The 24,331-nt window shown below is 73.3% G+C and carries 23 protein-coding genes and 1 riboswitch; of the genes, 9 read left to right on the top strand and 14 right to left on the bottom strand.

The window, feature by feature from the left end; translation table 11 throughout:
- Positions 1 to 172 precede the first annotated feature (172 nt).
- From AC07D6_RS14070 to AC07D6_RS14060, 3 genes are all read right to left on the bottom strand, one after another.
- Entirely contained in the window at positions 173 to 1,171 is a 999-nt protein-coding gene (locus AC07D6_RS14070) for an aldo/keto reductase (protein WP_315877253.1), read from the bottom strand.
- Between the two features lie 110 nt (positions 1,172 to 1,281).
- Positions 1,282 to 1,560, bottom strand: a complete 279-nt coding sequence (locus AC07D6_RS14065) for a hypothetical protein (RefSeq protein ID WP_479044203.1) — start codon at positions 1,558 to 1,560, stop codon at positions 1,282 to 1,284.
- Positions 1,557 to 1,775 carry a hypothetical protein gene (locus AC07D6_RS14060; protein WP_315877116.1) on the bottom strand — a complete coding sequence of 73 codons (219 nt, stop codon included), beginning with the start codon at positions 1,773 to 1,775 and terminating at the stop codon, positions 1,557 to 1,559. The genes AC07D6_RS14065 and AC07D6_RS14060 overlap by 4 nt, the downstream gene beginning before the upstream one ends.
- A gap of 101 nt (positions 1,776 to 1,876) precedes the next feature.
- Between AC07D6_RS14060 and AC07D6_RS14055 the strand changes: the two genes are divergently transcribed.
- A complete protein-coding gene (locus AC07D6_RS14055; RefSeq protein ID WP_479044201.1) occupies positions 1,877 to 2,728 on the top strand; it encodes a helix-turn-helix domain-containing protein in 852 nt (283 codons plus the stop codon).
- 185 nt (positions 2,729 to 2,913) lie between these two features.
- Here the strand turns inward: AC07D6_RS14055 and AC07D6_RS14050 are convergent, their stop codons facing one another.
- From AC07D6_RS14050 to thrC, 5 genes are all read right to left on the bottom strand, one after another.
- Entirely contained in the window at positions 2,914 to 4,359 is a 1,446-nt protein-coding gene (locus AC07D6_RS14050) for an alanine/glycine:cation symporter family protein (protein WP_479044198.1), read from the bottom strand.
- 285 nt (positions 4,360 to 4,644) lie between these two features.
- Positions 4,645 to 6,267 carry a chaperonin GroEL gene (gene groL, locus AC07D6_RS14045; RefSeq protein WP_315877113.1) on the bottom strand — a complete coding sequence of 541 codons (1,623 nt, stop codon included), beginning with the start codon at positions 6,265 to 6,267 and terminating at the stop codon, positions 4,645 to 4,647.
- A 462-nt stretch (positions 6,268 to 6,729) separates the two neighbouring features.
- Complete coding sequence (locus AC07D6_RS14040) at positions 6,730 to 6,933, bottom strand: cold-shock protein (protein ID WP_010474007.1); 204 nt, start codon at positions 6,931 to 6,933, stop codon at positions 6,730 to 6,732.
- Positions 6,934 to 7,909: 976 nt separating this feature from the next.
- Positions 7,910 to 8,188, bottom strand: a complete 279-nt coding sequence (locus tag AC07D6_RS14035) for a MoaD/ThiS family protein (protein WP_479044194.1) — start codon at positions 8,186 to 8,188, stop codon at positions 7,910 to 7,912.
- A 21-nt stretch (positions 8,189 to 8,209) separates the two neighbouring features.
- Positions 8,210 to 9,496, bottom strand: a complete 1,287-nt coding sequence (gene thrC / locus AC07D6_RS14030; RefSeq protein WP_479044192.1) for a threonine synthase — start codon at positions 9,494 to 9,496, stop codon at positions 8,210 to 8,212.
- 18 nt (positions 9,497 to 9,514) lie between these two features.
- A riboswitch (SAM riboswitch) is annotated at positions 9,515 to 9,659 on the bottom strand.
- A gap of 148 nt (positions 9,660 to 9,807) precedes the next feature.
- Here thrC and AC07D6_RS14025 point away from each other — a divergent pair.
- Complete coding sequence (locus AC07D6_RS14025) at positions 9,808 to 10,776, top strand: glucosyl-3-phosphoglycerate synthase (RefSeq protein WP_315877110.1); 969 nt, start codon at positions 9,808 to 9,810, stop codon at positions 10,774 to 10,776.
- A 44-nt stretch (positions 10,777 to 10,820) separates the two neighbouring features.
- Positions 10,821 to 12,224 (top strand): alpha,alpha-trehalose-phosphate synthase (UDP-forming), encoded by a 1,404-nt coding sequence (locus tag AC07D6_RS14020; RefSeq protein WP_479044189.1) that lies wholly within the window; start codon positions 10,821 to 10,823, stop codon positions 12,222 to 12,224.
- Positions 12,225 to 12,322: 98 nt separating this feature from the next.
- On the opposite strand, the gene otsB is transcribed toward AC07D6_RS14020, so the two are convergent.
- The 3 genes from otsB to AC07D6_RS14005 all read right to left on the bottom strand — a co-directional run bounded on the left by otsB (position 12,323) and on the right by AC07D6_RS14005 (position 14,939).
- A complete protein-coding gene (gene otsB, locus AC07D6_RS14015; RefSeq protein ID WP_479044187.1) occupies positions 12,323 to 13,165 on the bottom strand; it encodes a trehalose-phosphatase in 843 nt (280 codons plus the stop codon).
- A gap of 236 nt (positions 13,166 to 13,401) precedes the next feature.
- Entirely contained in the window at positions 13,402 to 13,641 is a 240-nt protein-coding gene (locus AC07D6_RS14010; RefSeq protein WP_479044184.1) for a DUF3263 domain-containing protein, read from the bottom strand.
- Between the two features lie 14 nt (positions 13,642 to 13,655).
- Positions 13,656 to 14,939, bottom strand: coding sequence for an ABC transporter substrate-binding protein (locus AC07D6_RS14005; protein ID WP_315877106.1), 1,284 nt, complete (start codon positions 14,937 to 14,939; stop codon positions 13,656 to 13,658).
- Positions 14,940 to 15,078: 139 nt separating this feature from the next.
- On the opposite strand from AC07D6_RS14005, the gene AC07D6_RS14000 reads away from it, so the two are divergent.
- The 5 genes from AC07D6_RS14000 to AC07D6_RS13980 all read left to right on the top strand — a co-directional run bounded on the left by AC07D6_RS14000 (position 15,079) and on the right by AC07D6_RS13980 (position 20,245).
- The gene (locus AC07D6_RS14000; RefSeq protein ID WP_479044182.1) at positions 15,079 to 15,987 is read left to right on the top strand and encodes an SIS domain-containing protein; all 909 of its coding nucleotides are present in this window, start codon (positions 15,079 to 15,081) and stop codon (positions 15,985 to 15,987) included.
- Between the two features lie 133 nt (positions 15,988 to 16,120).
- Entirely contained in the window at positions 16,121 to 17,059 is a 939-nt protein-coding gene (locus tag AC07D6_RS13995; protein ID WP_479044180.1) for an ROK family protein, read from the top strand.
- Positions 17,059 to 18,231, top strand: coding sequence for an N-acetylglucosamine-6-phosphate deacetylase (gene nagA / locus AC07D6_RS13990; RefSeq protein WP_315877103.1), 1,173 nt, complete (start codon positions 17,059 to 17,061; stop codon positions 18,229 to 18,231). The genes AC07D6_RS13995 and nagA overlap by 1 nt, the downstream gene beginning before the upstream one ends.
- Positions 18,232 to 18,370: 139 nt before the next feature.
- Positions 18,371 to 19,297 carry a 1-phosphofructokinase family hexose kinase gene (locus AC07D6_RS13985; RefSeq protein WP_479044177.1) on the top strand — a complete coding sequence of 309 codons (927 nt, stop codon included), beginning with the start codon at positions 18,371 to 18,373 and terminating at the stop codon, positions 19,295 to 19,297.
- A gap of 81 nt (positions 19,298 to 19,378) precedes the next feature.
- Positions 19,379 to 20,245 (top strand): class II fructose-bisphosphate aldolase, encoded by an 867-nt coding sequence (locus AC07D6_RS13980; protein WP_479044175.1) that lies wholly within the window; start codon positions 19,379 to 19,381, stop codon positions 20,243 to 20,245.
- Here the strand turns inward: AC07D6_RS13980 and AC07D6_RS13975 are convergent.
- Positions 20,242 to 21,231 carry a carbohydrate-binding protein gene (locus AC07D6_RS13975; protein ID WP_479044172.1) on the bottom strand — a complete coding sequence of 330 codons (990 nt, stop codon included), beginning with the start codon at positions 21,229 to 21,231 and terminating at the stop codon, positions 20,242 to 20,244. The two genes, AC07D6_RS13980 and AC07D6_RS13975, sit on opposite strands and share 4 nt — an antisense overlap.
- A gap of 65 nt (positions 21,232 to 21,296) precedes the next feature.
- Entirely contained in the window at positions 21,297 to 23,018 is a 1,722-nt protein-coding gene (gene cdgB, locus AC07D6_RS13970) for a diguanylate cyclase CdgB (RefSeq protein WP_479044170.1), read from the bottom strand.
- A gap of 273 nt (positions 23,019 to 23,291) precedes the next feature.
- Between cdgB and AC07D6_RS13965 the strand changes: the two genes are divergently transcribed.
- Positions 23,292 to 23,837, top strand: a complete 546-nt coding sequence (locus AC07D6_RS13965; RefSeq protein WP_391653105.1) for a flavin reductase family protein — start codon at positions 23,292 to 23,294, stop codon at positions 23,835 to 23,837.
- A 32-nt stretch (positions 23,838 to 23,869) separates the two neighbouring features.
- On the opposite strand, the gene arfB is transcribed toward AC07D6_RS13965, so the two are convergent.
- A complete protein-coding gene (gene arfB, locus AC07D6_RS13960; protein WP_315877097.1) occupies positions 23,870 to 24,307 on the bottom strand; it encodes an alternative ribosome rescue aminoacyl-tRNA hydrolase ArfB in 438 nt (145 codons plus the stop codon).
- Positions 24,308 to 24,331: the final 24 nt, after the last annotated feature.

Raw genomic sequence — 24,331 nt, 5'->3', positions numbered from 1 at the left:
GACCACTTAGAAAGAGACGGCCACCACCGAGATCTTGCCCGCCATAGTGCCACTCCTTCCCTACCCGACCCCCTTCCGATCTATCGGTCGACCCTACACCGCCTGATGGCCGCCGTCCCGCGCGTACGCGCCCGCCGCGCCCCCGGGCGCCGGGGACGCGGCGCGGGGACGCCTACCAGGCGAAGGCCTCCGGGGACGGGCCCGGGCCCGGGAAGATCCCGTCCAGCTCCGTGAGCAGTTCCTCCGTGAGGTCCAGCTCCGAGGCGCGGATCGCCGACGCCAACTGGTCCGCCGTACGGGGCCCCACGATCGGGCCCGTCACGCCCGGGCGGGTGAGGAGCCAGGCCAGGGCCACCTCACCGGGCTCCAGGCCGTGCTTCTCCAGCAGCGACTCGTACGCCTGGATCCGCTCCCGCACGTCCGTGTCCTTCAGCGCGTCGGCCGACCGGCCCGCCTGCGCGCGCGGCGACGCGCCGCCCTCGCGCTCCTTGCGCAGGACGCCGCCGAGCAGCCCGCCGTGCAGCGGCGACCACGGGATCACGCCGAGCCCGTAGTCCTGCGCCGCCGGGATGACCTCCATCTCGGCGCGCCGCTCCACCAGGTTGTACAGGCACTGCTCGCTGACCAGGCCGACCATGCCGCGCCGCGCGGCCGCCTCGTTCGCCTGGGCGATCTTGTAGCCGGGGAAGTTGCTCGACCCCGCGTACAGCACCTTGCCCTGCTGGATCAGGACGTCGATCGCCTGCCAGATCTCGTCGAAGGGGGTCCGGCGGTCGATGTGGTGGAACTGGTACAGGTCGATGTGGTCGGTGTTCAGCCGCTTCAGGCTCGCCTCGACCGCCCGCCGGATGTTCACCGCGGACAGCCGGTCGTGGTTGGGCCACGGCTCCCCGTCCGGGGCCATCGACCCGTACACCTTCGTCGCGAGGACGACCTTGTCGCGGCGGTCGGAGCCGCCCGCGAACCACGAACCGATGATCTCCTCGGTGCGGCCCTTGTTCTCGCCCCACCCGTAGACGTTGGCGGTGTCGAAGAAGTTGATTCCGGCGTCGAGCGCCGCGTCCATGATGGCGTGGCTTCCGGCCTCGTCCGTCTGCGGTCCGAAGTTCATCGTGCCGAGGACGAGTCGGCTGACCTTGAGTCCCGTGCGTCCGAGCTGCGTGTACTTCATGGAGGACAAGCCAACTCCTTGGAGCGCACTCCAGGCAAGGGCCCCCGGCCGCGCGCCGCCACCCGCGGACGACGGCGACCGCGGGGGACGGCGGCGCGGCCGGCAGGCCGCTAGCGGAGGCTCGCCCGGTTCAGCTCCCGCACCCGGGCGCGCAGCACCACGTCCGGCGCGGCGGGCGCCACCGCGTCCGGCGGGCAGTCCCACTCCCGCCCGCCGCCCGGCGGCCGGAGCTGCACGTACCCGCCGACGTGGCCCATCACCTGGCCCACCCGCCCGTCGCGCGCGTCGATCACGTACGCGCCGGTGTCGGGCGTGCGGTCCACGTCCCCCGACGCGTGCGCCGCCGCGTCCCCCGCCGTGCCGGTCGTACCGCCGTCCGCCGAACTCACTTCCGCGCCCCCTCCAGCGCGGCCGCGAGCCGGACCGCCGTGTCCAGGTTGCACCGTCCCAACTCCACCAGCGGACACGGCGTCTCGCTCGTCGCCGTCACCGGGTCCACCCGCAGGGACGGCAGGACCACACCGACCTTGAACAGCTCGCCCCTCAACTTGGCCACCGCCTCCTCCGCCTCCCGCAGCCGCTCCGTCATGGCACGCACCTCCATACGCAGAGTATTCGTATTCCATACACAGAGTGGTCAAAGAGTCGGTAGCCTGAACAAAGTCGGGGCTCCAACAACCCCATCTGGCTAACGGGAGTTGCGCCATGCCCGGTCCAAAGGATCTGGATCCGTCCTCATCACCCAGGGCCCTGCTCGGCGCCGAGCTGCGCCACGCGCGGGAGAACGCGGGCCTGAGCCAGGAGGCCCTGGGCGCGCCGCTCTTCGTCAGCGGCTCCTTCGTCGGGCAGTTGGAGGCCGGCACCCGGCGGATACAGCGCAAGATGGCGGTCCAACTGGACCAGTTGCTGAAGACCAACGGCTTCTTCGAGCGCAACTGCGAGGTGGCGGGGAAGTCGAGGTACCCCGAGCACTTCGCCGAGGCGGCGGACGCGGAGGCGATGGCGGCGACCATCAAGCAGTACACCCCGCTGCTGATCCCGGGCCTGCTCCAGACGAGGGCGTACGCACGGGCGGTCTTCCGCGCGTACCGGCCGACGGCCACCGAAGAGGCCCTCGACGAACAGGTCGACGCCCGGATGGAACGCACCCGGCTGCTCGACGACCCCACCCGGCCGCTGTTCTGGGCGATCCTCGACGAGGCGGTCGTCCGCCGCCCGGTCGGCGGCCCCGAGGTCATGGCGGAGGCGCTGGGCCACCTCGCCGCGCTGATCCGCCGCCACCGGGTCATCGTGCAGATCCTGCCGTTCGGCGCCGGGGCGCACGCGGCCATGGAGGGCGCCGTCAAGCTGATGACGTTCGACGACGCGCCGCCGCTGGCCTACCTGGAGGGGCTGGAGACCGGGAGGCTGGAGGACGACCCGACCCTCGTCAAGCGCCACGCGCTGACGTACGAGTTGCTCGGCGCCGACGCCCTCTCCCCCGCGGACTCGCTGGCCCTGATCGAAGCGGCGGCCGAGGACTACGCCCTGGAGACGCCCGGCCCCGAGCGGCCCTGAACGGCCCTGAGCAGCATGGGCCGTGCCACGGCGGGAGCGGCGGGAGTCTCCGCTGGGGAGCCACCGCCCCCGGGCGCCGCACGGGCCAGACGCTCTCGGCGCCGCACCGGCCAGACCGCGACGGGGGCCGGGCCGGCGGGGGACAGACTGGCCGGGGTCAGCCGGTGCCGGCCGGGCCGGCGGGGTCAGCCGACGCGGTCGCGCGCGTTCCCGTCGGGCCAGCACTCGACGCCCGTCAGGTCCGGGAAGCGGCTCGCCGTGAAGACCGGGTCCCGGCCCGCGCGGCGCTGGGTCTGGTAGTCGTCCAGCAGGCGGAACGCCACCACCGACAGGGGCACGATCGCCGCCAGGTTGACCAGCGCCATGAAGCCCATGAACACGTCCGCCAGGTTCCACACGACGCTCACCGTGCCGAGCGCGCCGAGGAACACCGTCACGAGGGCCAGCGTCCGGTACGCGGGGAGGACCCAGCGCCTGCTGGTCATGTACTCGATGTTCGACTCGCCGTAGTAGTAGTTGCCGATCAGGGTCGAGAAGCACAGCATGAACACGACGACCGTCAGCGCGTGCCCGGCCCAGGAGCCGAGCGTCGACTCCAGCGCCGTCTGCGTGAGGTCCGCGCCCTGGCGGCCCGACAGCGTCGGGTTGGTGGTGAGGATGATGAACGCGGTCATCGAGCAGATCAGCAGCGTGTCGAAGAAGACGCCCAGCGCCTGTACGAGGCCCTGCTTCACCGGGTGGGTGACCTCCGCCGCGGCGCCCGCGTTCGGCGCGGAGCCGAGTCCCGCCTCGTTGGAGAACATGCCGCGCCGGATGCCGTTCTGGATCGCCGCGCCGACCGCGCCGCCCGCGACCTCGCGGAAGCCGAACGCGCCGCCCACGATGTCGGCGAGGACCCGCGGGACGTCGGTGATGTTCATCAGGACGACGACGGTGCCCAGCGCCAGGTACAGGATCGCCATGACCGGCACCAGCCACTGCGTGACCGACGCGATGCGCCGTACGCCGCCGAAGACGACCAGGCCGAGCAGCAGGGCGACGACCGCGCCGATCACCGGGGCGACGACGCCGGTGTCGTCGACGCCGAGCGAGCCGCTGACGACGGTGGTGATCGTGTTGGACTGCACGGCGTTGAAGACGAGCCCGAACGTCACCGTGATCGTGACGGCGAAGAGGAAGCCCAGCCACGGCTTCCCGAGCCCGCGCCGCATGTAGTACGCCGGGCCGCCCCGGTACGTGCCGTCCTCGTCGCGCACCTTGTACAACTGCGCCAGCGTCGACTCGACGAAGGCGGAGGCCGCGCCGACGATCGCCATGACCCACATCCAGAACACCGCGCCGGCGCCGCCCAGCGTGATCGCGCTCGCGACGCCCGCGACGTTGCCCGTGCCGACACGGGCCGCCGCCGAGATCGTGAACGCCCCGAACGACGAGACGGGCTTGCGGCTCTCGTCCCCGTCCGGCGCGGGCGCCGGGTCCTTGAGCACGCGGAACATCTCCGGCAGCAGCCGTAGCTGCACGCCCCGGGACCGCAGGGTGAACCAGAGGCCCGCCAGCACGACGACCGGGATGAGCAGGTAGGTCCAGAACACGTCGTTGACGTCGACGATCAGGGAATCGAAGGTCTGCACGGGAATCCTCGTGGGGGGCGACAGCACAGGGGTCCCCCCGGAGGAAGACCCGGCCCATCTTCACACGAACCGACAATCGGTCCCAGCCGTCACCCCGACCTCCGGCCTGTTCCCTCACATCCGGAGCGGGCGACACGACCCGGCGGGCGGGGCAAAAGGGGCACACGGACGCCGAGATGGGGAAAGACCCCGAAGAGGGAAGAGGGAAAAGGGAGAGAGCGGCACCCCTGGCGCCAGGGGTGCCGCTCTCTGTCCGTACTACTGGACGGTCCGATCCGCGGGGGATCAGAAGTCCATGTCACCGCCCGGCATGCCGCCGCCGGCCGGCGCGGACGCCTTCTCCGGCTTGTCGGCGATGACGGCCTCGGTGGTGAGGAACAGCGCGGCGATCGACGCGGCGTTCTGCAGCGCGGAGCGCGTCACCTTGGCCGGGTCGATGATGCCCTCGGCGACCAGGTCGACGTACTCGCCGGTCGCGGCGTTGAGGCCGTGGCCCGGGGTGAGGTTGCGCACCTTCTCCACCACGACGCCGCCCTCGAGGCCGGCGTTGACGGCGATCTGCTTGAGCGGGGCCTCCAGGGCGGCCTTCACGGCGGCGGCACCGGTGGCCTCGTCGCCGTCCAGCTCCAGCTTCTCGAAGACGCTGGACGCCTGGAGCAGGGCCACGCCACCACCGGCGACGATGCCCTCCTCGACGGCGGCCTTGGCGTTGCGCACCGCGTCCTCGATGCGGTGCTTGCGCTCCTTCAGCTCGACCTCGGTGGCGGCACCGGCCTTGATGACGGCCACGCCGCCGGCCAGCTTCGCCAGGCGCTCCTGGAGCTTCTCGCGGTCGTAGTCCGAGTCCGAGTTCTCGATCTCGGCGCGGATCTGGTTGACGCGGCCCTGGACCTGCTCGCTGTCGCCGGCACCGTCGACGATCGTCGTCTCGTCCTTGGTGATGACGACCTTGCGGGCGCGGCCCAGGAGGTCCAGACCGGCGTTCTCCAGCTTAAGGCCGACCTCCTCGGAGATGACCTGGCCACCCGTGAGGATGGCGATGTCGCCGAGCATGGCCTTGCGGCGGTCGCCGAAGCCCGGGGCCTTGACGGCGACGGACTTGAACGTGCCGCGGATCTTGTTGACGACCAGCGTGGAGAGCGCCTCGCCCTCGACGTCCTCGGCGATGATCAGCAGCGGCTTGCCGGACTGCATGACCTTCTCCAGCAGCGGGAGGAGGTCCTTCACCGCGGAGACCTTGGAGTTGACGATGAGGATGTACGGGTCCTCGAGGACGGCCTCCATGCGCTCCATGTCGGTCGCGAAGTACGCCGAGATGTAGCCCTTGTCGAAGCGCATGCCCTCGGTGAGCTCCAGCTCCAGCCCGAAGGTGTTGGACTCCTCGACGGTGATGACGCCTTCCTTGCCGACCTTGTCCATGGCCTCGGCGATCAGCTCGCCGATCTGGGTGTCGGCGGCGGAGATGGAGGCGGTGGAGGCGATCTGCTCCTTGGTCTCCACGTCCTTCGCCTGCTCCAGCAGCGCGCCGGAGACGGCCTCGACGGCCTTCTCGATACCGCGCTTCAGGGCCATCGGGTTGGCACCGGCGGCGACGTTGCGCAGGCCCTCGCGGACCAGCGCCTGGGCGAGCACGGTCGCGGTGGTCGTACCGTCACCGGCGACGTCGTCCGTCTTCTTGGCGACTTCCTTGACCAGCTCGGCGCCGATCTTCTCGTACGGGTCCTCGAGCTCGATCTCCTTGGCGATGGAAACACCATCGTTGGTGATCGTGGGGGCGCCCCACTTCTTCTCGAGGACGACGTTGCGACCCTTGGGACCAAGGGTGACCTTGACGGCGTCGGCGAGCTGGTTCATCCCGCGCTCGAGACCGCGCCGTGCCTCCTCGTCGAACGCGATGATCTTGGCCATGTGAAGTGGTCCTCCCGGACTGGGGTGGATTGCTCCGGACCGCGCTGGCGCCCGCGACGGACGGCCCGTGTGCCGCGTGGTTCCTTGCCCCACGCGCCTTGCGGGCCTCACCGACGAGGTCCTTCCGTTGTCACTCTCACTCGCAGAGTGCTAACGCCAATGATTAGCACTCGCCCTATGAGAGTGCAAGCGCCCCACGGTGGCGGCGGGGGCTCGGAGGGGCTCTCGGGAGGGCTTTCGGGGGGCTTTCAAGGGGCTCTCGGACGGACGCGCGAAGGGCCCCGCGGGGGACGGCTGCGGGCGGGCGCACGAAGAAGCCGCGAGGCGCGGCTGCGGGGGCCGGCTGCGGGAGGGCGCGTGAAGGGCCCGCGGGGCCGGCCGCGGGCGGGCGCACGAAGGGCCCGTACCCCTTGACGGGGTGCGGGCCCTTCGTCGAATGCCGTTGGCCGGAACGCGTCGCGCTTAGACGGCGATCTTGACCATGTCCGCCTGCGGACCCTTCTGGCCCTGCGAGATCTCGAACTCGACCCGCTGGCCTTCCTCAAGGGTGCGGTAGCCGTCCATCTGGATCGCGCTGTAGTGCACGAAAACATCCGCACCACCGTCGACCGCGATGAAGCCGTACCCCTTCTCCGCGTTGAACCACTTGACGGTGCCCTGAGCCATGCCTAACTCCCCTATTACTGGCCCTTGCACAGGACCGCACTTCGCGGACCCGGGTCAGACCTCGCCCACTGACAGGGGTGGGCGTGCGCCGGAACGCGTCGACCGCGGCTGAATGTATCTGCCCAACTGCCCTCTGCAACAGGTCAATCGGACGAGAAATCCAAGCGCCGGTGAAGGGAAATGATGGCCGGAACGGCCATAACCCCGGGCAAGTCGGGCCGGGCAAAGCGCGCAAACCGCGCATCGGGCGGAGGCACTTTGGCTACTTCTTGTCGGGCCCCGGCGCGTTCTCATATGCAACCGGCACGGACGGCGGCGGGGGGTTCCCCAACTCTACCGCCTTCAACCCTCCAGAATCGCCGCCTCCGCTTTCCTCGGCGCCCGTTCCGAAATGAACGAGCCGCCCCTTTCGCCGACGGACCGACAAACCCAAAAGGCTCCGTCCGCCCCGCGCGCCTACCCCGCCGGACGCCCGGCGAACACCGGCACGGGACCTGCGGGGGACGGTGGGGGCCTCACTGGGGGGCGGTGGGGACGCGCCGCCTACGGGGACGGCGGGAGGGGACGGCGGGGGCTGCCTACGGGGGCCGCCTGCGGGGCCTGCGGGGGCCCGTCGGGACCAACGGGTCGGCCCCCGCCAGAGGTGGCGGGGGCCGGGACGCCGGAACCGGGCGGAGAGGCACCGGTCAGTCGTGCACTGGACGGTCGGGCGGCGGACGGTCAGGCGCCGGACGACCGGCCACCGGACAGTCGGCTCAGACGACCGATACCGGACGACCGGACGCCGGACGCCGGGCGGTCAGGCGCCGGACGACCGGACACCGGGCAGGCGGCGCCAGGCAGTCGGGCACCGGACGACCGGACGCCAGACGATCAGCGCCAGCCAGTCAGGCGCCGGACGGCCAGGCACCGGGCCGACACGGTCCGAGAGGGCGTACGGGCGTCCCCCCGTCGCCGGAGGGGACGCCGGAGGGGTTCAGCAGCCGCCCGCGACCGCCGGGATGATCGAGACGCCCGCACCCTCCGGGGTGGCCGTCCCGAGGCCCTGCTCGAAGCGGACGTCGTCGTCGTTGACGTAGACGTTCACGAAGCGGCGAAGCTGGCCCTGGTCGTCGAGGACGCGCGCGGCGATGCCCGGGTGGTTCTTCTCCAGGGACTCGATGACCTCCGCGAGGGTCGCACCCTCCGCCGGGACCTCGGCCTGGCCGCCCGTGTACGTGCGGAGGATGGTGGGGATGCGGACGTTGACGCTCATGGTTCGTGTCTCCCGGGGGTTTCAGTTGGCGAGGCCGGCGTCGCGGAACGCGTCCAGGCTCGGGCGGATCGTCGCGGTGGGGCCGGTCGTCGGGGCGACCGCGTCCAGGGTCTTCAGGCCGTCACCCGTGTTGAGGACGACGGTGGTCAGGGACGGGTCCAGCAGGCCGTTCTCGATCAGCTTGCGCGTCACGCCCACGGTCACCCCGCCCGCCGTCTCGGCGAAGACGCCCTCCGTGCGGGCCAGCAGCTTGATCGCGTCGACGATCTGCTCGTCGTCGACGTCCTCCACCGCGCCGCCCGTGCGTCGGGCGATGTCCAGGACGTACGGGCCGTCGGCCGGGTTGCCGATGGCGAGCGACTTGGCGATCGTGTTCGGCTTCTGGGGCCGTACGACGTCGTGGCCCGCCTTGTAGGCCGCCGACACCGGGGAGCAGCCCTCCGCCTGCGCGCCGAAGATCTTGTACGGCCGGTCCTCGACGAGGCCCAGGCTGATCAGCTCCTGCAACCCCTTGTCGATCTTCGTCAACTGGGAGCCCGACGCGATCGGGACGACCAACTGGTCCGGCAGGCGCCATCCGAGCTGCTCGCAGATCTCGTACGCGAGGGTCTTGGAACCCTCCGCGTAGTACGGCCGCAGGTTGACGTTGACGAAGCCCCAGCCCTCGCCGAGCGGGTCGCCGATGAGCTCCGAGCAGAAGCGGTTGACGTCGTCGTACGTGCCCTCGATGCCGACCACGTCGCCGCCGTACACCGCGGCCATGACGACCTTGCCCTGCTCCAGGTCGTGTGGGATGAACACGCAGGAGCGCAGGCCCGCCCGCGCGGCGGCGGCGCCGACCGCGCCCGCCAGGTTGCCGGTGGAGGAGCACGACAGGGTGGTGAAGCCGAAGACGCGCGCCGCCTCCAGGGCCTGGGCGACCACCCGGTCCTTGAAGGAGTGCGTGGGGTTGCCCGAGTCGTCCTTGACGTAGAGGCCGCCGGTCACGCCCAGTTCGCGCGCGAGGTTGTCGGCCTTGATGAGCGGGGTCCAGCCGGGGTTGAGGTTCGGCTTGTCCGCGACGTCCGCGGGGACGGGGAGGAGCGGCGCGTACCGCCAGATGCTGGTGGGGCCGGCCTCGATCCGCTTGCGGAGCTGCTCCGGGTCGCCGGCCGGCAGGTCGTACGCGACTTCGAGGGGGCCGAAACAGTGCTCACAGGCGAAGATCGGGCTGAGCGGGAAGCGCTCGCCGCACTCGCGGCAGGAGAGCGCGGCCGCGGGGCCGAGGTCGACGGAGGGGGTGGTGGGTGCGGTGGTCTGCACAGCCATGGAAGGCGAGGCCCTTTCTCCTCATCTTTCTCACTGGCGCGTGTCGCCGTGAGACGGATTTGGCACCTTCCCTAGCCGGGGACCTCGCGTGAACGTGCGAGAACCGGCTGGAGGGTTGCCGGGGCTTCATCGGGCCGTGTCCCTCTGCCCCTCTGGATGAGCGGTATGTGGTTGTCGGCACGGGGACCCCGGCATGCGGTGGTCTCGCGCGTTGTTCAAGACTGTAGCCGAAGGGGTGGAGGTCTGAGATAGACGTCCGAACCGCGAGATGGGTCACACACGGCCCCGCAACGACCCGAGGAGTGGCGCGCGTGCTGGAAGAGGTGGAGCGCTGGCTGGGCCGGCGGTCCTGGTCCGTGGCCGACCGGCCGATCGACCAACTGCTCGCCGCGAAACGGGCCCACGGCACCACGGTGAGCGTCGTCCTGCCCGCGCTGAACGAGGAGGCGACGGTCGGTGAGATCGTCGCCGTGATCCGCCGGGACCTGATGTCGGAGGCGGTGCCGCTCGTCGACGAGCTGGTCGTCCTCGACTCGGGGTCGACGGACCGCACGGCGGAGGTGGCCGCGCGGGCCGGTGCGCGGGTGGTGGCGCGGGACGACGTGCTGCCGCGCATACCCGCCCTGCCCGGCAAGGGGGAGGTGCTGTGGCGCTCCCTGCTGGTGACGGGCGGCGACGTGGTGTGCTTCGTCGACGCGGACCTGCGGGAGTTCGACGCGGACTTCGTGGCGGGGATCGTGGGGCCGCTGCTCACGGACCCGGACGTGGAGTTCGTGAAGGCGATGTACGACCGTCCCTTCGCGGCCGGGGCGGACGGCGGACGGGGCGGCGGGCAGGGCGGCCGGGTGACGGAGCTGGTCGCGCGACCGCTGCTGAACCTGCACTGGCCGCGGCTGGCCGGGTTCGTCCAGCCGCTGGGCGGGGAGTACGCGGCCCGGCGCACGCTGCTGGAGCGGTTGCCGTTCCCGGTGGGGTACGGGGTGGAGCTGGGGCTGCTGGTGGACGCGCTGCACCTGGTGGGCCTGGACGCGCTGGCCCAGGTCGACGTGGGCGTACGGCTGCACCGGCACCAGGACGACCGGGCGCTGGGGCGGATGGCCGCGGCGATCTACCGGACGGCGCAGTTGCGGCTGTCGCGCGGGCACCTCGTACGGCCCCGGCTGACGCAGTTCGACCGCACGGAGACGGGCTTCGCGCCGCGCACCCACCCGGTGGACACGGAGGAACGGCCGCCGATGCGGGAGGTCGCGGAGTACCAGCGCAAGCGCCGGGTGGCCTGATCTCCGTACGTTTGAGCGTTTCCCGCTCGGGCTAGGTTGGGCTCATGGTCTCGGACATCCTGGTGGCATCGAATCGCGGTCCGGTCAGCTACGCGCTGCGCGAGGCGGACGGCGGGCTGGAGGCGCGGCGCGGCGGCGGGGGGCTCGTGTCGGGGCTCTCCGCGATCGGACCCGACGCGGGCGCGGTGTGGGTGTGCGCGGCGCTGGGCGAGGGGGACCGGGAGGGGGTGCGGCGCGGCGTCTCCGAGCCGGGCGTCCGGATGCTGGACATCGACGCGCTGGCGGGCGAAGGGACGCACGCCGCCGCGTACAACGGCATCGCCAACTCGGTGCTGTGGTTCGTCCACCACATGCTGTACCAGACGCCGCTGGAGCCCGTCTTCGACGCGGAGTTCCGCCGCCGGTGGGAGGCGTACCGGGCGTACAACCGGGCCTTCGCGGAGGCGCTCGCCGCGGAGGCGGCGCCGGGCGCGGCGGTCCTGATCCAGGACTACCACCTGGCGCTGGCGCCGGGCATGCTGCGCGAGCTGCGGCCGGACCTGCGCATCGGACACTTCTCGCACACCCCGTGGGCACCGCCGGACTACTTCGGGATGCTCCCCGACGACATCGCGCGCGAGCTGCTGAACGGCATGCTCGGCGCGGACCGGCTCGGCTTCCTGACGCGCCGCTGGGCGGAGGCGTTCACGGCGTGCTGCGCCCGCGCGGTGGGCGGCACGGGCACGACCGAGGTGGGGGTGCACGGGCTGGGCGCGGACGCCGGGTTCCTGCGGGCGCGGTCGCGGGAGGCGGACGTCGAGGAGCGGATGGCGACGCTGCGGGAGCAGATCGGCGGGGCCGACCGCAAGACGGTCATCCGGGTGGACCGCACGGAGCTGTCGAAGAACATCGTGCGGGGGCTGCTGGCGTACCGGGAGCTGCTGGCCGGGTGGCCGGAGTGGCGCGAGCGGGTCGTCCACATCGCCTTCGCGTACCCGTCCCGGCAGGACCTGGAGGTGTACCGGCGGTACACGGCGGAGGTCTCGCGACTGGCGGAGGAGATCAACGCCGAGTACGGCACGGAGACGTGGACGCCGGTGCTGCTCCACGTGAAGGACGACTTCGCCCGCTCCCTGGCGGCGTACCGCCTGGCGGACGTGGCGCTGGTGAACCCCATCCGGGACGGGATGAACCTGGTCGCGAAGGAGGTCCCGGTCGTCTCCGACGAGGGCTGCGCCCTGGTCCTGTCCCGCGAGGCGGGCGCGCACGAGGAACTGGGCGCCGACGCGGTGACGGTGAACCCGTACGACGTGACCGGCACGGCCCGGGCCCTGCACGAGGCCCTGTCGATGCCGCCCGCGGACCGCGCGGACCGCACGAAGCGCCTGGCGGCCGCGGCGACGGCCCTCCCGCCCCAGCGCTGGTTCCTGGACCAGCTGGAGGCGCTGCGGGGCGGGACGGCGGGCTAGCGGCCCGGGCCTCCGGTCCCGGTCGGGACCGGAGGCCGGGGCTTGCGGGGCCGGAGGCCGGAGCCACGGGGCCGGAGGTCGGGGCCGGGTGCGGGCGTTCAGTCGGGCAGGGCCGCGGCGAGGGACGCGAAGAAGGCGACGACCTCCGCCGGGCCCCGGAGCGTCAGGTCCGCGCGGGCGGACAGGGCCTGGACCTCGTCGCTGCCGCTGCAGATCAACAGGCCCGGTACGCCGTCCGCGCGGAGCTTCTCGACCGCCGCGAAGGCCGGGAGGTCGCCCAGGTCGTCGCCGGCGTAGACGACGGCCCGCGCGCCCGTCTCCCGTACGTGCTCGATGAGGGCCTGGCCCTTGTCCATGCCCGGGGGGCGCAGTTCGAGGACCATGCGGCCCGGCTCGACGACGAGGCCGTGGCGGGTGGCCAGGTCGGCGAGCGGCTCGGTCAGGGCGTCGAACGCGGCCTGCGGGTCGGTGGCGCGGCGGGTGTGGACGGCGACCGCGCGGCCCTTCTCCTCGATCCAGGTGCCGGGCCAGGCGCCGGCCCGCTCCAGGACGCCGGGGAGCTCGGCGCGCACGGCGGTGACGCCGGGGTGCTCGGGGGCGGCGCGGACCTCGCCGGTGGCGGCGTCCCAGCGCTCGGCGCCGTAGTGGCCGAGGACGACGAGGTGGTCGAGGCCGGGGACCCCGGCGAAGCCGCCGTACCGGACGGCGACACCGGCGGGGCGGCCGGTGATCACCGCGACGGAGGCGACGCGCGGGGCGAGGGCGGCGAGCGCGGGAACGGCGTCGGGGTGGGCGCGGGCCTGCTCGGGGTCGGCGACGATGGGGGCGAGGGTGCCGTCGAAGTCGACGGCGACGGTGGTGGCGGAGGGGTGCGCGAGGATCGTGGCCAGGGCGTCGCGGCCGGCGGGGGTGGTGGGTCGGGGGAGCGAGTTGCTGGACATGTGTGCGTACCTATCCACAAGCCCCTCACACCACACCTGCGGGCCCGCGTCCCGGAGGACCCGCCCCGCCGGAAGCCGACCCGCCGGGACCCGCACCGCCAGGAGTCACCCCGGCGGTCCCGACCCGGCAGACCCGACCCACCGGGCCCACCCACCGGAAGCCGCACCGCCGGGAGCCCCCACCGGAAGCCGCCCCGGCGGCCCCCGCCCGCCGGGAGCCGTTCGCCGGGTGTCCCTCAGCGGCGGGACTCGCGGGAGGCGCGCAGGCGGCGCAGGCGGTTGACGGTGACGGGGTCGTGGGCCAGCGCCCGCTCGTCGTCCAGCAGGGTGTTCAGGAGCTGGTAGTACCGCACCGGCGACAGGTCGAGCTGCTCCCGGATCGCCCGCTCCTTCGCCCCCGGCCCCGGCCACGAGCGCCGTTCCATGGCGAGGACCGCGCGTTCGCGGTCGGTGAGGGCGGGAGGCTGCTCGGTCATATCAGCAACTTAAGCTACCGCGCCGACGCCGACGCCTCCGCCGCCCTGGCGTCCCGGGCGATCTCCCCCAGCACGGCCCGCGGGTTCCCGTCCGGCGCGACGGCCCTGCCGATGTTCTTCTTCACGCTCTCGCTGACCTTCGCCCAGGACGTCTCGCCCACCGGGTACAGCTCCGACCCGGCCAGCTCCTCCAGGAACGGCCGGAGCGCCGCGTGCTCGGGGTCCGCCTCCATGGCGGTGCTGGCGGTGACGGTGACGGGCAGCAGGTCGTACCGGTCGGAGAACTCCAGCACGTTCTTGTCCGTGTACACGAAGTCGAGGAACTCCCCGATCTCCTTGCGGTGCCCGTTCTCCTTGAAGGCCATCATCCAGTCGGCCACGCCCAGCGTCGCCTTCGCCTTGCCGTTCACGCCGGGCAGCGGGACCGTGCCGACCTTCACCCCGGCCTTCTCGGCGGTCTCCATCAGCGTCGGGTGGCCGTTCAGCATGCCGACCTCGCCGCGCACGAACGCGTCGAACGCCTGCTGGCGGTCGAGGTCACCGGGGGCGACGGGCCCGGTGAGGCCCTCGCCGACCAGCTCCTCCTTCAGCCACGTCATCGTCTGGACGTTGGCGGGCGAGTCGATCTGGTACGCCGTGCCGGTCGTGTCGCGGTAGCCGCCGCCCCCGCCGAGCAGCCACATCATGGTCTCGGCCTGGGACTCCTCGGAGCCGAGCGGCAGCGCGAAGGGGAACTTCACGCCCTTCGCCTCCAGCTTCCGCGCGGCGGTCCGCAGCCCGTCCCAGTCGGCCGGCGGCGCGGCCCCGGCCTTGTCGAACAGCTCCTCGTTGAAGAACAGCATGCGGGTGCTCGCGCCGAACGGCAGGCCGTACTGGACGCGGTCCACCTCGCCGGCCTGCCGCAGCATGGGGAGGAAGTTGGCCTGGGTGGGGACGGAGACGAGGGTGTCGACCGGGTACAGCTTCCCCTCGTGCGCGTAGTCGGCGTACGCGCCGATCTGGGCCAGGTCGGGGGCCTCGCCGCGCTCGACCATCCCGGCGACCTCGCGGTCGACGTCCTTCCAGGACAGGACGGTGACGTCGATCTTCACGCCGGGCGTCTTCTTCTCGTACGCGCGGGCGAGGTCGTTCCAGTACTTCTCCGACGTGTTGGCGTCGGTGCTGCCGTAGTCGGCGGCGACGAGCTTGAGCGTCACCCCGTCGGCGGCGCCCGCCCCGCACCCCGACAACGTCGCCGTGATCGTCAGTGCGGCCAGCACCGCGGTCGTTCCCCTGTAGCGGCGCACTGCCTTACCCACCCCTGCTCCACGTCGAGCTGCGCTTTTTTCCTCACGGAAGGATAAGAGGTCTACACCTAGGTCTAAACCACCGGGTTCAGCGCCCCCGCAGTTCGGTACGTTGCGTGCGTCCGCAGACGACGACCCCGGGAGCCCGCGCATGTCTCGAACAGCCGCCGAGATCACCACTCAGCCCCGCTGCTGGCGCCGCGCCGCCGGGGCCGCGGCGGACGAAGCGGCGGCCGGGGTGCTGCCCCGCCCCGGCGAACGCGTCGCCGTGACCGGCTGCGGCACGTCCTGGTTCATGGCCCTCGCCTACGCGGCGCTGCGCGAGGCCGCCGGGCAGGGCGAGACGGACGCGTTCGCGGCGTCCGAGTTCCCGGCCGGGCGGGCCGCGGCGTACGACCGGGTGGTGGCGATCACCCGCTCGGGCACGACGACGGAGGTGCTGGACCTGCTGGCCCGGCTGCGCGGGAGGACCCGCACGGCGGTGCTGACGGCCGACGCGAAGTCCCCGGTGGTGGACGCGGCGGACGCGGTCGCGGTGCTGGACTGGGCGGACGAGGAGTCGGTGGTGCAGACCCGGTTCGCGACGACCGCGCTGGCCTTCCTGCGCGCCGGCCTCGGGGCCGTACCCGGGGTGAAGACGGTCGAGGAGGCCGCGCTGGACGCGGAGCTGGCGGTGACGGAACCGCTGCCGGAGGCGGTGCTGGCGGCCGAGCAGTGGACGTTCCTGGGGCTCGGCTGGACGTACGGGCTGGCCCTGGAGGCGGCGCTGAAGATGCGGGAGGCCGCGGGCGCGTGGACGGAGGCGTACCCGGCGATGGAGTACCGCCACGGCCCGATCGCGATCACCGGCCCGAACCGGGTGGCCTGGGTCTTCGGCCCGCTGCCGGAGGGCCTGGCGGCGGACGTGGCGCGGGTCGGCGGGACGCTGCGCGCCCACGCGTCGGCGGACCCGATGGCCGACCTGGTGCGCGCCCAGCGGCTGGCGGAGGCGCTGGCACAGGCGCGCGGCCTGGACCCGGACCGCCCCCGCAACCTCTCGCGGAGCGTGATCCTCTCCTGAGCCCGGCCCCGCCGCCCGGCGCGGACCCGCCCACCGGGCGGCGGACGGCCCGCCTCATTGCATTTGTATGTCGCGGCAACAATCCTCCGAAGTGGACTAGACCTTTAAGGTCGCTCGGGCGACACTGTCTCCCGTGAGACACGTCATCGCCCTCGATGTGGGCGGCACCGGCATGAAGGCCGCCCTGGTCGGGGCCGACGGGGCACTGCTGTACGAGGCGCGGCGCGCGACCGGCCGCGAGCGCGGCCCCGACGCCGTCGTGGCGTCGATCCTCGACTTCGCCGCCGACCTGCTCGCGCGGGGCGAGGAGCGGTACGGCGTACGGGCGGAGGCCGCCGGCGTGGCCGTGCCCGGCATCGTCGACCCCGACGGCGGCGTCGCCGTGTACGCCGCGAACCTCGGCTGGCGCGACGTACCGCTGCGCGCCCTGCTGGGCGAGCGGCTCGGCGGCCTGCCCGTCGCCCTCGGCCACGACGTGCGCACCGGCGGGCTCGCCGAGGGGCGCGTCGGCGCGGGCCGGGGCACGGACCGGTTCCTGTTCGTCGCCCTCGGCACCGGCATCGCGGGCGCCATCGGCATCGGCGGGGCCATCGAGGCCGGCGCGCACGGCTACGCCGGCGAGATCGGCCACGTCGTCGTGCGCCCCGGCGGCCCCGTCTGCGGCTGCGGGCAGCGCGGCTGCCTGGAGACCCTGGCGTCGGCCGCCGCCGTGACCCGCGCCTGGGCGGAGGCGAGCGGCGACCCCGACGCGGACGCCGCCGACTGCGCCAAGGCCGTCGAGTCGGGCGACGCGCGCGCCGTACGCGTCTGGCAGGACGCCGTCGACGCGCTCGCGGACGGGCTGGTCATCGCGCTCACCCTGCTGGACCCCCGCACCCTGATCATCGGTGGCGGACTCGCCGAGGCGGGGGAAACCTTGTTCACACCCCTCAGGGCCGCCGTCGAGGAGCGCGTCACGTTCCAGCGGACGCCCGCCATCGTGCCCGCGGCCCTCGGGGACACCACCGGCTGCCTGGGCGCGGGGCTCCTCGCCTGGGACCTGCTCGCCACCGATCTGGAGGTATCCGCCTGATGGCCGTTCACGCCGACCGCAAGGTCCTCGCCGGGGCCCGCGTGGTGCTGCCGACCGGCGTCGTCGAAGGCGGGCGCGTCACCGTCGAGGGCGCCCGGATCGCCGACACCGCCGCCGCACCCGCCGAAGCGTCCGCCGACGCGCCCGCGCTGGACCTGACGGGGCACTGGCTGGTGCCCGGCTTCGTCGACCTCCACAACCACGGCGGCGGCGGCGCCTCCTTCACCTCGGGCACCCTCGACGAGGTCCTCCACGGCATCCGCACCCACCGCGCGCACGGCACGACCACCCTCGTCGCGTCGACCGTCACCGGCGACATGGACTTCCTGGCCCACCGCGCCGGCGAGCTGTCCGAACTGGCCGAGCAGGGCGACATCGCCGGCATCCACTTCGAGGGCCCGTTCATCTCCCCGTGCCGCAAGGGCGCCCACAGCGAGGCCCTGCTGCGCGACCCCGACCCGGCCGAGGTCCGCAAGCTGGTCGACGCCGCGCGCGGCCACGCCCGCATGGTGACCCTCGCGACCGAGCTGCCCGGCGGCGTCGACTCCGTGCGCCTCCTCGCCGAGCACGGCGTCATCGCCGCCATCGGCCACACGGACGCCACCTACGAGCAGACCGCCGAGGCCATCGACGCGGGCGCCACCGTCGCCACGCACCTGTTCAACGCGATGCCCGGGCTGGGCCACCGCGCGCCCGGCCCCATCGCCGCCCTCCTGGAGGACGAGCGGGTCACCGTCGAGCTGATCAACGACGGTACGCACCTCCACCCCGCCGCCCTGGAGCTGGCGTTCCACCACGCCGGCGCGGGGCGGGTCGCCTTCATCACCGACGCGATGGACGCGGCCGGGTTCGGGGACGGGGTCTACCACCTCGGTCCGCTGGAGGTCGAGGTCAGGGAGGGGGTGGCCCGACTCGTCGAGGGCGGCTCGATCGCCGGGTCCACCCTCACCCTCGACACCGCCTTCCGGCGCGCCGCCACCGTCGACGGGCTGCCCGTCGAGGCGATCGTCCGGGCCATCTCCGCCAACCCGGCGAGGCTGCTGGGCCTGGACGACCGGATCGGTTCGATCGAGCCCGGCAAGGACGCCGACCTGGTCGTCCTCGACGAGGAGTTCACCCTCAGGGGTGTGATGCGCAAGGGCGAATGGGTGATTGAACCCCAAGTGGGGTGATTTCCCGGCGAACCACGGAAAGGCGGCCCACCCGAGGACTGGGCGGGCCGCCTTCCGTTTGGCATGATCGTGGCCGCGATTTTTCCGGACCGGACAGCGAGGCGTAACCGGTCCACGACTTCCGGGGGTGGGGGAACCGGTGATCCTCACGGTCACGCTCAACACCGCGCTCGACCTCACCTACGCGGTGCCCGCGCTCACCCCGCACACCACGCACCGCGTCACCGACGTGGCCGAGCGCCCCGGCGGCAAGGGCGTCAACGTCGCCCGCGTCCTGGCCGCCCTCGGCCACGAGACGGTCGTCACCGGCTTCGCGGGCGGCCCCACCGGGGAGGTCCTGCGCGGCCTGCTCGCCCCGCTGCCCGTACGGGACGCCCTGGTGCCGACCTCCGACGCCACGCGCCGCACCGTCGCCGTCGTCGACACGGCGACGGGCGACGCGACGCACTTCAACGAACCCGGCCCGGTGATCACCCCCGCGGAGTGGGCGGCGCTCGTCTCCTCGTACGAGGAGCTGCTCGCCGGGGCCCGGGCGGTCGCCCTGTGCGGCAGCCTACCGCGCGGCGTCCACGTCGGCGCGTACGGGGAGCTGGTGCGCCGCGCCCGCCGCGCCGGCGTCCCCGTCCTCCTCGACACGAGCGGCGAGCCGCTGCGCCGGGGCATCGCCGCCCGCCCCGACCTGGTCAAACCGAACGCCGACGAGCTGGCCGCCCTCACCGGCTCCCGCGAACCGCTGCGCGCCGCCCGCGACGCCCGCCGTCGCGGCGCCCACGCGGTCGTCGCCTCCCTCGGCCCGGACGGGCTCCTCGCGGTCACCCCGGACGGCACGTGGGCCGCCGCCCCGCCCGCCCGCGTCGCCGGCAACCCGACGGGCGCGGGCGACTCGGCGGTCGCCGGACTGCTGTCCGCCCTGGTCGAGGGCGAGCCGTGGCCGCGGCGGCTGGCCCGCGCGACCGCCCTGGCGACGGCCACCGTGTACGCGCGGACCGCCGGTGAGTTCGACGCGGCCCGGTACGGAGAACTGCTGGAGCGGGTGACGGTCACGGAGCACGCCACCGCGGCCTGACGCATCGCCCCCCGACGCGGAAACGCACCGCACCCCCGACGGGGAGACGCTCCGCTCCCCCGACGCGGAAAGGACCCGCGCATGCCCCTCGTCACCACCGCCGACCTCGTCGTCCCGGCCCGGGCGGCCCACCGCGCGGTCGCCGCGTTCAACGTCATCACCCTCGAACACGCGGAGGCCGTCGCGGCGGGCGCCGAGCGCACCGGGCTCCCGGCGGTCCTCCAGGTCTCGGAGAACGCGGTCCGCTTCCACGGCGGCGACCTCTTCGCCGTCGCCGCGGCCGTGACGGCCGTGGCCCGCGCCTCCGCCGCGCCCCTGGCCCTCCACCTCGACCACGTGGTCACCCCGGAGCTGGTGCGCGCCGCGCACGCGGCGGGCTTCGGCTCGGTGATGGTCGACGCCTCCCGGCTCGACTACGGCGACAACGTGAAGGCCACCGCGGAGGCGGTCCGCCGGGGCCACGCGCGCGGCATGTGGGTGGAGGCGGAGCTGGGCCGCGTCGGCGGCAAGGACGGCGAGCCGCCGCTCGACGCCCACGCCCCGGGCGCCCGCACGGACCCGGTGGAGGCGGCGGCGTACGTGGCGGAGACGGGCGTGGACGCCCTGGCCGTCGCGGTCGGCTCGGCCCACGCCATGACGGAGCGCACGGCCGCCCTGGACCACGCCCTGATCGCCGCCCTCCGCGAGGCCCTGCCGGTCCCCCTGGTCCTCCACGGCTCGTCGGGCGTCCCGGACGGGGAGCTCCGCGCGGCGGTCCGCGCCGGCATGACCAAGATCAACGTGGGTACGGCCCTGAACACCGCCTACACGGCGGCGATCCGCGCCTTCCTGGCGGCGAACCCGGAAACGGTGGACCCCCGCCGCTATCTGGCGGGGGCCCGGGAGGCGATGGCGGAGACGGTCGCCCACTACCTGACGGTGGTCGCGGGCGGGGACGGCGACGGCTAGCCGTCGCCGCGGAGCTGGCCCGGCTTGAGCCAGACCTGGTCGAGGTAGGCATCGCACACGTTGCCCGCCTCGCAGGACATCTTCAGGGTGTTCTCGCCCTTCTTCAGCTGGACCCAGGAGTACGTCCGGGTCCAGCCCTTCTCCCAGTCGCCCTCGGGGGCGTGCGCGAAGTTCGACATGTTGATCTCGCGGGGCCGGCCGTCGTTGACGGTGAGGGACGCCTTGGCGTCCTTGCCGGGCACGCTGTAGGTGAGGAACAGCGTGTACGGGCCGTCCTGCGGCACGTCGACCTTCCAGCTGGCCGCGCCGCCGACGCCGTTGAACATCACGTACGCGCCGCCCGCGCCCTGCGCGCCCTTCACCTCCGTGCCGAGCACGGCCGGCGGGGTGAGCTGGAGCGTCGCGGCGTCCCGCTTCGGCAGCTCGACCGCGCCCGCGTCCGCGGACGGGGAGGGGTCCGGGTCCGCGGGGCCCTGGGAGGCCGGGGCCGAGGAGGCCGAAGTGGGGGCCGGCCCGGCCTTGTCGTCGTCGTTGTTGGTGAGCAACGCCACCGTGATCCCGGCCACCACGACCAGGACCACCGCGACCGCGCCGATCAGCAGGCCCTTCGTGTTGGGGCCGCCGCTCCGGCCGCGACCGCCGCCCTGGGCCGGGACCGGCCGGGTCGGGGCGCCGCCCGGGTACGTCTCGGGCGCGGCGTACTGCGGGTGCGGCTGGCCGTAGGGAGCGCCGTGCGGCTGCCCGTGCTGCTGCCCGTACTGGGGCTGCGGCGGGACCTGCCCGCGCGGGCGCTCTCCGACCGCCCTGACCTGGTTGTACGAGGTACGGGGGCGCCCGGGCTGGGCGCCGGCGGGACCGGGGTAGCCGTAGCCGCCCTGACCACCGCCCCGCTGGGCACCGGACGCCTGGCCGTCCGCGTACAGGTAGCCGAACGGGTCGTCGTTCTCGGGCGTGCCCTCACCGTTGCCGTGGTTTCCGGCAGCCATCCCTGGTCACTCCTCATCCGTGCTCGCCAGCCGTCACCGACCCCGGCGAGCCTACCCCGAACGGGCTACCCCGCCCGGCGGTGCACCTTGGACCGGGACCGCTTCTCCACGTACATCCGCTGGTCGGCGGAGTTCAACACCTCCTCGACGGACATCCCGCACTCCGCCCAGCCGATGCCGAAGCTGGCGCCCACCCGCACCGCGCGCCCGTCCACCCTGATCGGCGGGACGATGCCGCTGCGCAGGCGCGCGGCGAGGTCGGCGGCGTCGGCGGCGCCGAGCCCGTCGGCGAGGACGACGAACTCGTCACCGCCGAGCCGGGCGACCGTGTCGCCGTCGCGGACCCCGGCGGACAGCCGGCGGGCGACCTCGATGAGGACGGCGTCCCCCGTGTGGTGCCCGAACCGGTCGTTGATCGACTTGAAGCCGTCGAGGTCGCAGAAGAGGACGGCGAGGCCCTTCGTCCCGTCGTCGACCTCCTCGTCGGGCGCGACGGCGTGCACGTGCCCGTCGTAGGCGCCCACGCCCCCGGAGGGGGCGAAGCCGAAACCGTCGCCGCGGTAGGCGTGCTCGTACTCGTACGCGCCGGTGGCGCCGGTGTGCGCGGTGTCGTACGCGCCGGTGGCGCCGACGTACTCGTACGCGTCGTCGTAGGCCGGTTCGAGGCCGGCCGCGTCGGCGGCGGTGGCCCGGACGCGACCGCCGGGCCGGGAGCACAGCCGGGCGCTGAGGCGGGCGCGCAGCTCGGCGCTGTTGGGCAGGCCGGTCAGCGCGTCGTGGGAGGCGCGGTGGGCGAGCTGGAGCTCGTGCCTCTTGCGCTCCTCGATGTCCTCGACGTGCGTGAGGAGGAAGCGGGGGCCGTCGGCCGTGTCGGCGACCACCGAGTTGCGCAGGGAGACCCACACGTACGTGCCGTCCCGGCGGGCGAGGCGCAGCTCGGCGCGACCGCCCTCGGGGGACGTCCGCAGCAGCGTGCCCACGTCCTCGGGGTGGACGAGGTCCGCGAAGGAGTACCGGCGCATCACCGCGGCGGGCCGGCCCAGCAGCCGGCACAGCGCGTCGTTGGCCCGCAGCAGCCGGCCGTGCTGGTCGCCGCCCATCTCCGCGATGGCCATCCCGGACGGCGCGTACTCGAACGCCTGCCGGAACGACTCCTCGCTGGCCCGCAGCGCCTGCTGCTCGCGCTCCAGCCGTACGAGCGCCCGCTGCATGTTTGCTCGCAGCCGGGCGTTGCTGATCGCAATCGCCGACTGGGAGGCGTACATCTGGAGCGCCTCACGGCCCCAGGCGCCGGGGCGGCGGCCGTTGCGGGGCCGGTCGACGGAGATGACGCCGAGCAGCTCCCGCTGGCCGCCGGTGGTGTACATGGGGGCGTAGAGCCGGTCGCGGGGGTGCCACTCGTCCTCGAAGCGGGGCTCGGGGCCGTCCGTGTGCCACTGGGGCACGTCGTCGTCGACGAGGACCCAGCCCTCGGTGTGCGGGATGAACCGGAGGTCGCCCCACGCCTCCCCCATGTGGAGGCGCCGCTCCCAGGAGACGCGGGAGCCGACCCGGCCGGTGATCAGGGCTTCCGCCGCGGCGTTCCCCGCGAACGCGGCGACGACGAGGTCACCGTCGGGGCGGACGAGGTTGACGCAGGCCAGTTCGTAACCGAGGCCGGTGATGACGCCGTCGGCGACGGTCTGCAGCGTGTCGGCCAGACTGCGGGCCGTGTTGAGGCTGGCGACGACCTGGTGCAGCTGCCGCAGGGTCGCAAGACGGACGTACGGCTCCGACTCGGTCTCCATTGCTCGCTCTCCCCGAGACCTCGACAGCAACAACTCCAGGTGTGTCATCGGCGTTCTCGTGCGGTGTCACCGGCCACTGAATCACAGCGAGCTGTTCCGTCGGTACACAGGGTCAACAATTACTGCCCTCTGTGACTCAAGTCACATGATCGAGGGGGAACTCGGGGAGATCCCGGAAGCAAACCGACCGGGGGACCTAGGTCCGGCGCGGCTCCAACTGGTCCCTTGGCCCGATGCGGCCGGATGGCGGGCGAGACTAGCGTTCCCGGTGTGCTGCCAACAACTCGGACCCCGGTGTCAGACTCCGACCTGCCCCATCCTGAAGGGGTGGGCAGCGAGGAGTTCCGTGCGGCGATGTCCCGGCTGGCGGCCGGTGTCGTCCTGGTGACGGCGGTGGAGCCGCCGATGGACGAGGACGTCGGCATGACCGCGACGGCGTTCGTGTCGGTGTCCCTGGACCCGCCGCTGGTCCTGGTGAGCCTGCGCGAGGGCTCCCGCATGGACGACCTGCTGGCGGAGCAGCCGCTGTGGGGCGTCTCCGTCCTCGCGGAGAGCCAGCGGCACATCGCGGGCCGGTTCTCGATGAAGGGCCGGATCAGCGACCGCCTGCTCTTCGCGGACATCCCGTACACGCGCGGGGAGCTGACCGGGGCGCCGCTGGTCGGCGGGGCCCTGGCGACGCTGGAGTGCCGGACGGAGCAGCGGGTGGAGGCGGGGGACCACACCCTGGTCGTCGCCCGCGTCCTGACGGCCGCCTTCCCGAGCCCGGAGGGCGCGCCCCTGACGTACTTCCGCGGGAAGTACCGCCGTCTGGGGTAGGCCGGGCCGTCCCCCGGGCGCCTCCCGGGGCGCTACGACCAGTCGCGCGCCGAGCGTCCGCGCTTGGTCTCGGACCGCTGCTTCTTCTCCCGCAGCCGCCGTTCGTTGATGCCGCGCGGGACCTTCGTGGGCCGCCGGGGGCGCGGCGGGGGCGCCGTGGCCTCCGCGAGGAGCCCCGCCAGCCGCACGGCCGCCGCCTCCCGGTTGCGCCACTGCGACCGGTGCTCGGAGGCCCGTACGACGAGGACGCCGTCGACGAGCCGCCCGGCGAGCCGCTCCAGGGCGCGCTCCTTCCAGACCGGCGGCAGCGCCTCCGTACGGGCGAGGTCGAAGCGCAGCTCCACCTGGGAGTCGCTGGTGTTGACGTGTTGCCCGCCCGGCCCGGAGGACCTGGAGAAACGCCACATCAGCTCGGACTCCGGCAGGGAGACCGAGCCCCTGATGACATGGGGACCGGGCATGCCGTCCATGTTCCCCGACGCGCGTCCGCCGCG

The organism is Streptomyces sp. NPDC045287, from assembly GCF_056432325.1.
The sequence above is the reverse complement of the archived record's forward strand: the minus strand, read 5'-3'. Positions and strand labels throughout refer to the sequence as shown.